General features: G+C 44.0%; 9 protein-coding genes and 1 tRNA gene. 1 reads left to right on the forward strand and 9 read right to left on the reverse strand.

The window, feature by feature from the left end; all coding sequences use genetic code 11:
• Positions 1-30: 30 nt before the first annotated feature.
• Positions 31-1,446 (reverse strand): efflux RND transporter periplasmic adaptor subunit, encoded by a 1,416-nt coding sequence (locus tag OCV47_RS07615; protein ID WP_262654563.1) that lies wholly within the window; start codon positions 1,444-1,446, stop codon positions 31-33.
• A gap of 237 nt (positions 1,447-1,683) precedes the next feature.
• On the opposite strand from OCV47_RS07615, the gene OCV47_RS07620 reads away from it, so the two are divergent.
• A complete protein-coding gene (locus OCV47_RS07620) occupies positions 1,684-2,775 on the forward strand; it encodes a hypothetical protein (RefSeq protein ID WP_117448119.1) in 1,092 nt (363 codons plus the stop codon).
• 76 nt (positions 2,776-2,851) lie between these two features.
• Here OCV47_RS07620 and aspS read toward each other — a convergent pair whose 3' ends face one another.
• The 8 genes from aspS to OCV47_RS07660 all read right to left on the reverse strand — a co-directional run bounded on the left by aspS (position 2,852) and on the right by OCV47_RS07660 (position 11,816).
• The gene (gene aspS, locus OCV47_RS07625; RefSeq protein WP_262654564.1) at positions 2,852-4,654 is read right to left on the reverse strand and encodes an aspartate--tRNA ligase; all 1,803 of its coding nucleotides are present in this window, start codon (positions 4,652-4,654) and stop codon (positions 2,852-2,854) included.
• Positions 4,655-4,680: 26 nt separating this feature from the next.
• Positions 4,681-5,931 (reverse strand): histidine--tRNA ligase, encoded by a 1,251-nt coding sequence (gene hisS / locus OCV47_RS07630; protein ID WP_262654565.1) that lies wholly within the window; start codon positions 5,929-5,931, stop codon positions 4,681-4,683.
• On the reverse strand, positions 5,928-6,569 hold the full coding sequence (locus OCV47_RS07635) for an HD-GYP domain-containing protein (RefSeq protein WP_117448116.1): 642 nt from the start codon (positions 6,567-6,569) through the stop codon (positions 5,928-5,930). The genes hisS and OCV47_RS07635 overlap by 4 nt, the downstream gene beginning before the upstream one ends.
• Positions 6,569-8,026: a coproporphyrinogen dehydrogenase HemZ gene (hemZ, locus tag OCV47_RS07640; RefSeq protein ID WP_262654566.1), complete on the reverse strand. Its 1,458-nt coding sequence runs from the start codon at positions 8,024-8,026 to the stop codon at positions 6,569-6,571. The genes OCV47_RS07635 and hemZ overlap by 1 nt, the downstream gene beginning before the upstream one ends.
• A gap of 11 nt (positions 8,027-8,037) precedes the next feature.
• Positions 8,038-8,667, reverse strand: coding sequence for an MBL fold metallo-hydrolase (locus OCV47_RS07645; protein WP_117448114.1), 630 nt, complete (start codon positions 8,665-8,667; stop codon positions 8,038-8,040).
• A 9-nt stretch (positions 8,668-8,676) separates the two neighbouring features.
• Positions 8,677-10,992, reverse strand: a complete 2,316-nt coding sequence (locus OCV47_RS07650) for a RelA/SpoT family protein (protein WP_117448113.1) — start codon at positions 10,990-10,992, stop codon at positions 8,677-8,679.
• A gap of 39 nt (positions 10,993-11,031) precedes the next feature.
• Positions 11,032-11,559: an adenine phosphoribosyltransferase gene (locus tag OCV47_RS07655; protein WP_117448112.1), complete on the reverse strand. Its 528-nt coding sequence runs from the start codon at positions 11,557-11,559 to the stop codon at positions 11,032-11,034.
• 172 nt (positions 11,560-11,731) lie between these two features.
• Positions 11,732-11,816, reverse strand: a tRNA-Leu gene (locus OCV47_RS07660).
• Positions 11,817-12,057 lie beyond the last annotated feature (241 nt).

A 12,057-nucleotide genomic window follows, 5' to 3' on the forward strand; every position in this document is an offset into this window, starting at 1 on the left:
ATTTATCTGTTCCTTTTCCTGCCTGTCTGTCTATTCATAAACTTCTTCGCCTGAACCGGCATCCTCATAAGCGTCTCCCATATCGGTAAGACCGGCATCATTTCCGTCCTCGTAATCTCCCAGATCCGTAAGGCCGGCATCCTCTCCATCTTCGTAATCTTCCAGATCGGTAAAGCCGTCATCCCCATCATCCATAACATCTGTATCATCATACAGATCTTCTGCATTTCTGGTCACTGCCGCGCCTTCCACACACTCATCGCTCGGGAATGCAATATAATCATCTACAGTCAGTCCATCCAGGATCTGATACTTAAAGGTCTCATCATTAAAATCCCCTAAGGACACTTCCCGTTTTTCCAGCTTGTCATTGGCATCTGCTGCCCAGACATAATTGGTAACTGCTCCGTCTTCATCAGTGATGAAATAATAATCTTCCAGCCACAGGCCATCTTCCTCTTCTCCATCTGCCTGGCCATTGTCTGCCATCAGATAGACATGCTGTCCCAGCATCAGCCCATCAGAAGAATCCAGTTCTACATAAAATGGGTAGGTGCTGGAAGAAGTCATCGAACTGTCACCTGAATCACCAAAACTATAAGAAGAATTCGAATTGGATGAATTACTTTCTTTGTCAATGGTTGTCAGTGTTCCCTTCCATGTCTGGCTTTCATCCACACGGGAATATACGATCATATCCATACCTTCGGATATCTCCGACATATTCTGCTCATTGATTTTTCCCTTAATGCGATATTCCCCTGTTGCCATAATCGTCATGTATGCAGAAGAATCCTCATTATCTGAATTCATGCTGGAAGAAGTATCTGAGCTGTCATCCTCTCCGGTATTCGAAGAGATGCTCTTAATAATACCCTGAATCGGACTGGTCACATCTGCATTGGCAATCTGCTTCTTCAGATTCTCCATCTCTGCCTGCTTACTCTTCATTTCATACTGATAACGCTTGATATTGTTCTGCGTTGTCATGATCTGCGTCGTATAGGACAGCTTCTCATCATCGGATACTTTGTTACGCTCCTTCTCCAGCTGTGCTACCTGAGATTCTGAAGATTTAATCGAAATCTCATAATTCTCAATATCAATCTCCAGCTGCGTGATCTTATCCTGAGCATCATCGGTATCGTAGGAGAACAGCTTTGTCCCCACCTGCACTTCGTCCCCCACAGACACATAGTTCTTTTTCACTGTCAATCCGCTTGTCAGCTGAATCTTTTCTGTCTTCTGTGGCTCCACCACACCGGAATATTTGCTGAACAATCCACCAGATCCGGTAAGACCAGTTATCGTTCCAACAGAATCTACAAAAACCGCATTGGATGTACTTCCGCTTCCTTTCTCTGCTCCACAATAATGCCATATTCCAACACCCGCACCTGCTGCCACTACCACCACAGCAACTGCAATGCCTGCTTTTTTCTTCATATTTTCAACCTCTGTTTATTTCGCAATTTCGCAAACTTTTACTTCTGTATAGTATCATACTCCATTTTCAAATGCACTAGAAAGTTTTGGTTTTCACAATTTCTTCACAGAATTCATGCATAAATCTTAAGATTTTTACATAATTTTCCATATAGTTTGACATTTTTCCTTTTTTCCTATATTATAATTGAATTGTGACATATTATTTTTTATCTTTGTCATATTAAGGAGATACGTATGAAGCGACACTCATGCAGCCTTATTTTGCTGGTATGTTCTGCATGCCTTTACACAGGATGTGGCTATGCGGGACCAGAAAAGGCAGTACGCCGGGAGTTGGATGCCATCCAGAAGCTGGATGAGAACACCATCACATCTTTTGTGTCTTATGAAGACGTTCAGTCTGCTGCCGGTCAGGCAGTCGGTTCCGAACCGGATGCCACTGATGCAATTAAGCTGTTTTTTAAAAATTTCAAATATCATATTGATTCCTCTTCCCAGTCCCAGGACGGTACTGCAGCCACGGTTACTGTCAGCATTACCAACCTGGATGCAAAAGCACTGGCAACGGATCTTTGTCAGGCGATATACCAGAATTCCTTAAACTATGGTTCTTCTGCTGATCAGGATACCTCGGTTTCCTCGTTTTCTCTGATGAAAGAGTGTCTGGATGAGCACGATTATCCAATGGCTACTACCACTGCGACCTTTCATCTGACTGGACAAGACAACAGTTGGAAGATTGAAGCCAATGCACAGCTGGAAAACGAGCTTGCCGGTGGTCTTGTTGAGTATCTTTCAGACCCTTATCTTCTGGCACCGGAAGATATTCTGGATCTGACTCTGACGCCATTTTGTAACTTTACTGCGCAGGACTGGCAGAATTATCTGAACATTTCTGATATATTTGCTGTTGGCACCAGCCAGGCAGATACCATAGACCAGCTTCTGTTCCAGCAGATTGCCCAGTTCTTTGACTACGAGATCACAGACACTCTGCAGGATGGTGATACAGCCCAGGCCACTGTGAATATTACCAGTCTTGATCTGAATGCTGTGATAGAAAGCAGCCTTGGTCCCCTCAGAGATTATGGCACCTCCACCGAGTCTATTCGTGACAGCGAGGATGACTTTAATGAGAAAACCGGTCAGATTCTGATGGATGCACTGGAGAATAATGTAAGCAGTACCGTTACTCCTGTTACCATTCTTCTCTACAATGACGGGCATACCTGGGATCCGGTATTAGACGAATCTTTTACTGATGCCCTTCTCGGTAATCTGGATGAATCACTGTCCTCTTTAAATGAAGCAGTGAAATCTGACTGATCCTGTTTATAAAACAAAATATACCGCAATCCACCGGTTCTATTTTCCGGCAGACTGCGGTATTTCTTATTTTTATCTATTCTTCCTCTGCTTCTGCTACTTCGATGCCCAGTTCCTGCAACTGTTTCTCTTCCACACGCTCCGGTGCTTCTGTCATCAGACAGGATGCATCTTTTACTTTCGGGAATGCAATGACATCACGAATGCTGTCCTGTTTTGCCATCAGCATAACCAGACGGTCCAGTCCATAAGCCAGTCCTGCGTGAGGTGGTACTCCATATTTGAATGCATCAAGCAGGAATCCGAACTGTTCGTGCGCTCTTTCTTTGGTAAATCCAAGGGCTTCAAACATCTTCTCCTGAATATCATTCTGATGGATTCGAACACTTCCTCCACCGATTTCATTTCCATTTAATACGATATCATATGCCTTTGCACGTACACGTCCAGGATCGCTGTCAATATACTGCAGATCTTCTTCCATCGGCATGGTGAATGGATGATGCATGGCTGTGAATCTGTTTTCCTCATCTGACCACTCAAGAAGTGGGAATTCTGTAATCCATACAAAACGGAACTCATTCTTATCCAGCAGTCCCATCTGATTTGCCATCTCCAGACGAAGTGCTCCCAGCACATCCCATACCAGCTTGGTCTTGTCTGCTGCGATGAGAAGCAGGTCTCCGTTCTGTCCGTCCATAGCCTGGATCAGAGCCTGCATCTGTTCTTCTGTCATGAATTTTGCAAAAGAAGATTTTACTGTGCCATCTTCCTGAATCGCTACATAAGCCAGCCCTTTTGCTCCATATCCTTTTACAAACTCTACCAGCTTATCGATCTTCTTACGAGGCATACCGCCCTGTCCTTTGGCATTGATACCACGCACCGTACCGCCTGCCTCCAGTGCATTCTTAAATACTGCAAATTCGGTATCTTTTACTACTTCTGAAATATCAGTCAGTTCCATACCAAAACGAAGATCCGGTTTGTCAGAACCGAAACGGTTCATTGCTTCCGTCCAGGTCATTCTCTGAATTGGAAGCTGTACATCCACATCCAGAACTTCTTTGAACAGATAAGCCAGCAGTCTTTCATTTACATCAATAACATCATCCACATCCACGAAGGAAAGCTCCATATCAATCTGTGTGAACTCCGGCTGACGGTCAGCACGCAGGTCTTCATCACGATAACATCTTGCGATCTGGATATAACGGTCATATCCGGAACACATCAGCAGCTGCTTATACAGCTGAGGAGACTGTGGCAGCGCATAGAAACAACCTGGATGTACACGGCTTGGTACCAGATAATCTCTTGCTCCTTCTGGTGTGCTTTTGCAAAGTGTCGGTGTCTCGATCTCCAGGAATCCTTCTTTCGCCATAAATGCACGAACCAGTGTCGTAACCTGGGAACGCATCATCAGATTTCTCTGCAGATCCGGTCTTCTCAGGTCGAGATAACGATATTTCAGACGCAGTTCTTCTCTGGTCTTGCTGTCCTCTTCAATCGGGAATGGCGGTGTCTCTGATTCAGATAATACGCGAAGGCTCTTTGCTCTGACTTCAATCTCGCCTGTCTTCAGATTTGGATTCACAGCACCGGAACGGGCTTCTACAATACCTGTCACAGCGATTACGAATTCACTTCTCAGCTTTCCAGCTTTTTCAAATCCTTCTTCATCAATTCCGTTCTCACAGCCGGTCTCAAAAATCAGCTGCATGATACCGGAACGGTCACGTAAATCTACGAATACAATTCCACCCTTGTTACGGCTTTTCTGTACCCATCCCATCAGGGTTACTTCACTGTCGATCATCTCTTTGGTCACTTCTGTACATCTGTGGGATCTATGCAATCCCTTCATTGATTCTGCCATAATCTTTCTCCTTTAAAGCATCTGTTTTATTTCGCAAAAAATTCCAAAATCTCAGTATAACCTTCTGCAGCCAGCTGGTCTTTCTGGAACTTTTTATTCTTTTTCATCATATTCATACTCACTGTCGTACCATCTTTGCGTTTTTCTTCTGCCTGACGGAATACATCCAGCAGCTTATCTTTTGGCATATTCTTTTCAATTAAGAAAGCGACTTTTCCCGCCTTATTCGGGACCTGATAGTTCTTCTCCAGAAGCAGCATGACAATTCGTTCAAATCCAATAGAGAATCCACATGCCGGTGTCTGATTACCGGTAAATCGTCCGATCATCTCATCATAACGTCCACCGCCGCCTACAGAACCAGAGAATCCATCAATACTGATTTCAAAGATCGGGCCCGTATAGTAAGACATACCTCGTACCAGTGTCGGATCAAAGACAATCTTAAAGTTCGCGGTACGAACTGTCTCCACGCTTTCAATAATGAGCGCCAGATCATCTGCAGTCTTTTCATCCAACACTCCCTGCAACGCTTCTTTCAGATATTTGACTCCCTCCAGATCCGGTGTTACCTTCTGGAACATCTCCAGATACTTTGTTACCGCTTCTTCCGGGAATCCTTCTTTTGTCAGTTCTTCTTCTACACCTTCCAGACCAATCTTATCCATCTTGTCCAGAATAATGAATACGGTATCATAGCTGTCTGCTTCAAATCCGCTGTAAGCTGCCATAGCCTTCAGAATTCTTCTGTCATTGATACGAATCGTGAAATTTTCAAAATCCAGCTTTCCTACCAATGTAGATGTCGCCAGGATCAGTTCAATCTCTGCCAGAATAGTAGGCTCGCCCAGAATATCAATATCACACTGCATGAACTGACGATATCTGCCTCGCTGTGGTCTGTCGGCGCGCCATACATTTCCCATCTGAAGTGCCTTGAATGGAGATGGCAGGTCGTTGGCATTATTGGCATAATATCTGGATAACGGCAAAGTCAGGTCATAACGAAGCCCTCCATCTACCAGATCGGCTTCAGACTGAGCTGTCTCCAGCTTCAGCTTTTCTCCTCTTTTCAGGATCTTGAAAATCAGTTTTTCATTTTCGCCCCCCTGCTTGCTGGATAAATTCTCAATATGTTCCACACATGGTGTCTCAATTGCAGAAAATCCAAACTGTCCATATGTTTCCCTAATCAGTCCCATGACATAGTTTCTGATCTCCATTTCCTTTGGAGAGATATCTTTCATACCGGTTACCGGTTTCTTTTTCAAACTCATAACATTCCTCCTGTCGTTTTTTTCTCTTCTGTCCAATGTGGTGCATCAATCCTGAGATCCTGGTGATCACACAGTTCTTCTGCCGTATTCTCATGTACCACATCCATCAATGCCAGAAATACTTTCATATCAAAGTTCTTCACTTCTGCCATCATCTGTTCCATTGCTTTTTCAATTGTATATGCCTTCCGGTAAGGACGCTCTGTGGTCAAAGCTGCAAATACATCACACACCCGGAGGATGCGTGCTCCCAGTGGGATTTCTTCGCCTGCTATATTAGATGGATAGCCTGTGCCATCATAGTTCTCATGATGATACAGCACCCATTTTACCAGTTCCTGCGGATACCCCTGTTCCTTCAGTATCGCATACCCGAGAACCGGATGGGTTCGAATATAACGCATTTCTTCGATGCGAAGAATCCGATCTTCTCCCCGTTTAAATACGTTTCGCACCATCTCCTGCTTTCCCACATCATGCAGCAATCCCATGACAGCCAGATTATAACATGTTTTTTCATCCAGCAACAGCTTTTTTCCCACCTTATAGGCCAGATTACTTACACAGATCCCATGGGAAATCTCTTTGGAGAGATCACCGTTGATCAGATGATACGTTTGCTTCTTTTCTTTTTTCATTATGAATCCGTTTCCATTAATAACCTTTTTCGCTCAATCATCTCGTCTATACGTTCCACGTAATTCTTAATGTCTTTTACGTTTTCCGTACGTTCTATCAATTCCCCGGAAACTTTCTTTGACGTTGCTCCGGCTCCCAGCGCCAGAATACTCTGCTTCTCCTCCATAATCAGGATATTGTAAATTCCTGCACTGTCCGGCTTCGCATAACCCACATTTTCAAAATTACCTGCCATATTTTTCTGACGGTAAAGGTAATACGGGGAATGTCCTGCCTGATATGCATATCTGGCGGTCATCTCCATAATCTGCTGATTATTGGTAAATGTCATCTCTTTATATTGATCTTTGAACATATTCAGTCTGGCTGCCCGTTTCACTGCCAGAGAATGCACTGTGATACTGTCTGGATCCAGAGCGGTCACTTCTTTCATGGTATGTTCCACCTGTTCATACTCCTCCCCCGGAAGCCCTACGATCAGATCCATATTAATATTATCAAATCCAAGTTCTCTGGCCAGATGAAATGCTTCCACAGTCTGTTCAACCGTGTGTCTTCGTCCGATGATATCCAGAGTACTCTGATTCATAGTCTGTGGATTGATGGAAATTCTGCTGATACCATGTTTGCGCAGTACTTCCAGCTTTTCTCTGGTAATACTGTCCGGCCGTCCCGCTTCCACAGTAAACTCCTTCAGATAACTGCGGTCAAAGCATTCCTCTATCTTTGTCAGCAGACGATCCATCTGATATGGTTCCAGGGTAGTTGGTGTTCCTCCTCCCATATAGATCGTATCCAGCTTGCGGTTGCGATAGATTCTGGCACAAGCTTCGATTTCTTTACAAAGTGCATCTAAATACGTATCCACTTTATTTTTCCATACCGAAAGTGGGCTGGAACTAAAAGAACAATACAGGCAGATGCTCGGACAAAACGGAATGCCGACATACAGGCTGTATCCATTTTCATAATTGATGTCTTTTAAAATATGCCGTTCCCGATTGGCAATCATGATGGAAAGCGCCGTTTTTTCGTTACTGGTGTAATACGTCTTTCGCATATAATCTGCAATCTCTGTATTCTTCCATCCCTGTTCCAGCAGAGCCATAGGGATCTTCGTCGGCCGGATGCCCGTCAGATTTCCCCACGGAAGATCCTGTCCTGTATAGTCTCTGAGCAATTCGTACAGCATACTTTTCAGCACATTCTTCGTAGCTTTTCGATCTGCTTCGTATTCTACCTGCTGCTCTCTCTTCGCCAATATCTGTCCGTCACTGTCCTGAAACACCAGTGTGATCTTATCCGGCTGATAATCCACCACCAGTTTTTTCTCCCATCCTTCCGGATGTGGTTCCGCTTCCTGATACACAGGAACATCCATTCCCGGATAAAAAGCCCGTATCAGGGAATGGATATCGTATTCAAAATCTCTTTTATTTAACTGTACAGCAATCATATTCATTTCCTTTAACTATAAGGATTATATCTTTTTTCATCGGCAATGCTGGTGTCGCAGTCATGTCCCGGAAGTACTCTTGTCTCATCCGGCAATATGGACAACAGCCGCTGTACGGATCTTCTTAATTCTCCCATACTTCCTGTGGGCAGATCCGTTCTTCCCACAGAATGATAAAAAAGGGTATCTCCTGCAAACAGCACCCGTTCCGATGCTACATAATAGCATGCTCCCCCTTTGGTATGACCAGGAGTATGGTAAGCAGTTATCTCAAATCCTGCCACTGAAATCACTTCTTCGTCTTTCAGTTCCTGATCACATTTCACGGTAAATGCAGATGCCCAGTTGCAGGACAGATTCAGTGTAGAATCCTCCATAACCACCACTTCGGCTGCCATAGCATATACCGGAACCTGAAAACGTTTCTTCAATTCTGATACAGCTCCAATATGATCAAAATGACCATGGGTCAACAAAATGGCTTTTAACGTTACTCCCGCCTGTGTAATCCACAGGGCAATATCTTCTGCCCGATCTGCCGGATCTACCAGAAATGCTTCTTTCGTCTCCGTGTTGATTCCAAGATAAACATTTGTTGCCACTGGTCCAATGACACGCTGTTCTATTTTTAACTTTCCCATCGCTGCTCCTTATCCGGTGGTTCGCTCAATATCAATTACACTTTCCACCTGTCTGAGTTTGGCAATCAGAGAATCCAGTTCTCCTCTGCTTCCTACTTCGAAAGAAAGAGAAATCGTTGCAGTTCCCTGCTTGCTGGTTCTGGAATTGACTCCTATCATATCAATCTGGCGTTCTGTAAATATCTTCGAAATATCTACCAGCAGTCCAGTTCGATTGTTTCCAAATATCTTGATCTCAGCCGGGTATCTGCCGGACATGTCTCCTGCTGCCTGCCATTCTGCGTCAATCAGTCTTACCCGATCCTCCCCTGGCAGGTGAATCATATTCACACAGTCTGTCCGGTGAATCGTCACACCACGGCCTCTGGTGACAAACCCAACGATCTCATCTCCAGGTACCGGACTGCAGCACTTGGCAAAACGAACTGCCACATCGTCAATTCCTTTTACCACAATTCCACTCTTATTATGTGTTCTGCGGTTTTTGTCTTTTCCGGCTGTCTGCACCTGTGTGCCGGTATTCTCTACGGCCTGCAGTACCTGTGCATCGGTCAGCTCTTTTTTCTGTTTTTTCTTGTATTCCTCTAAAAGGCGGTTTCCCACCTGTCCTTCTTTCAGACCACCATGTCCGATCGCAGCCATCACAGAATCCCAGTCACGGAATCCGTATTTTGCCATTACTGCCTGCATAAACTCCGGCTTAAGCAAATCACTCTGCACAATGCCCTTGGCCTTACAATAGCTGGCAAACAGACTCTGTCCTTTGACAATATTGTCCTCTTTCAGTTCCTGCTTAAACCATTGATTAATCTTATTCTTTGCCTGGGTACTCTTTACAATCTTCAGCCAGTCACGGCTTGGTCCCTTGGAGTTCTGTGAAGTAATGACTTCCACCCGGTCTCCATTCTGGATCACATAATCGATGTTCACCAGCTTGCCATTTACCCTGGCTCCCACCATCTTATTACCAACCGCAGAATGTACGCTATATGCAAAGTCAATAGGTGTAGAGCCTGCCGGAAGATTCTTCACATCTCCTGCTGGTGTAAAACAATATACATTTTCTGCGAACAGATCCAGATCGCTTTTTAACAGATTCATAAACTCTCTGTTATCAGACATATCCCTCTGCCACTCCAGAATCTGACGCAGCCAGGTCATCTTCGCTTCTTCCTGATTACCTGTTGACTTCTTGCCATCAGACTGCTCCTTGTACTTCCAGTGAGCTGCAATACCATATTCTGCTGTTCGATGCATCTCAAAGGTACGAATCTGAATCTCAAACGGTGTACCGTTTGGTCCAATCAGAGTTGTATGAAGTGACTGATACATATTGGGCTTTGGCATAGCAATGTAATCCTTGAAACGCCCCGGAATCGGAGTATACATTTCATGAATCACACCAAGGGCAGCATAACAGTCTTTTACTGTATCCACAATAATCCGAACTGCAAACAGGTCATAGATCTGATCCAGTGTCTTGTCCTGATTCACCATTTTCTTATAGATACTGAAGAAATGTTTCACTCTTCCATCTACCTGTGCCTTGATCCCTGCCTCGTCAATATGCTTTTTCACATGATCTACAATACTCTGAACAAACTTCTCACGCTCTGTTTTACGCAATGCAATCTTTTCCACCAGATCATAATAGACATCCGGCTGCAGATATTTCAGAGAAAGGTCATCCAGTTCTACCTTGATTTTGGAAATACCAAGACGCTGTGCAATCGGCGCATAAATGTCCATGGTCTCTCTGGCTTTTTCCTTTTGTTTTTCCGGGCGCATGTACTTCAGCGTACGCATATTATGCAGGCGGTCCGCCAGCTTGATAATAATGACACGGATATCCTTCGCCATAGCCAGAAACATTTTTCGTAAATTCTCAGCCTGAACTTCTACTTTATCTGCTGAATAGCTCAGCTGTCCCAGCTTGGTAACACCATCTACCAGCTGTGCCACTTCTTCTCCGAACTCTTCTTTAATCTCGTCATAGGTCATGACGGTATCTTCTACTACATCATGAAGCAGTCCCGCTGCAATGGTCTCTTTATCCATCTCCAGATCTGCAAGAATGATGCCTACACATAACGGATGAATGATATAAGGCTCACCGGACTTTCTTTTCTGATCCTTATGTGCTTCTGCCGCTACCTGATAGGCTTTCTCAATCAAAGACAAATCTGCAGACGGATGGTACTTCCGAATTCCTGCCAGCAGCTCCTGATGCAGTTCCTCCGGATCTGTGAAATCTTCCATCTTTTTCACACTGGCTTCCACTTTTTTGATTTCTTCAAGTTTTGTTGTGTTCTCTGTGTTATTCATCTAATCACCGTCTAAATCTGGATTTCTGTTCCGGAACTTTTACTTTCCGTCATAACGGATTACGGATGCTACTTCATAATCCTTTAACTTTTCTCTTCCCTTTAAACCGGCCAGTTCAATCAGGAATACGTTCTTCGCTACAACTCCGCCCAGTTCTTCAATCAGCTTGTTGCATGCTTCCAGAGTTCCGCCAGTAGCTAAAAGGTCATCAATGACCACTACTCTCTGTCCTGGCTTAATAGCATCCTTATGCATCTCGATCTCAGCTGTACCATATTCCAGATCATAGGAACGTGAAACGGTCTCACAAGGAAGTTTACCTTTTTTTCGAATTAAAACAAATGGCTTGTGTAAATTGTAAGCAATCGGAGCTCCAAAAATGAATCCTCTGGATTCTGTACCTGCGATCACATCTACCTTATCTGCATCAATCAGCGCCTGCATCTCGTCAATCGCCATATGCAGACCTTCTGCATCCTGCAGTACACTTGTAATATCACGGAAAATAATCCCCGGTTCCGGGAAATCAGGGATACTTCTTACATATTCTTCCACAGATTTCTTCATTTGTTTCTCCTCCACTCCAAAAAGATTCCTAATTTAATTATTATGAAAAAAATAAATGCTATCTTGAAGTATAGCATTTATTAGTCTTAGAATCAAATATAAATTTGTAATCGTCCAAAAGCGTAAATTCCAGTTATCCGGCAAACAGATAAGCTCTGTAAAACAAAAAAGATGCAGGAGATGGGACTTGAACCCACACGGTCTTAACGACCACAGGCACCTGAAGCCTGCGCGTCTGCCAATTCCGCCACTCCTGCATTTCTTATGTGCTTCGTGTTCCTTAGCACGTTTATTAGTATACAATGGACTTTCTAAAAAGTCAACCACTTTTTTTAACTTTTTCTTTGCTTCTTTTCCGCGATTATATTAACGCTTGTATTGAGGTCACAAATGAAGTACCTGTCTAAACAAATTGCGTAGAGTAGGTTAGAGGGCTTTGCCCTCTTTCCCCTCATCAAACCGTGCATGAGGTTCTCCCTCACACGGCTTTCCGACATT

The organism is Muricoprocola aceti, from assembly GCF_025567005.1.
Taxonomy (GTDB): domain Bacteria; phylum Bacillota; class Clostridia; order Lachnospirales; family Lachnospiraceae; genus Marvinbryantia; species Marvinbryantia aceti.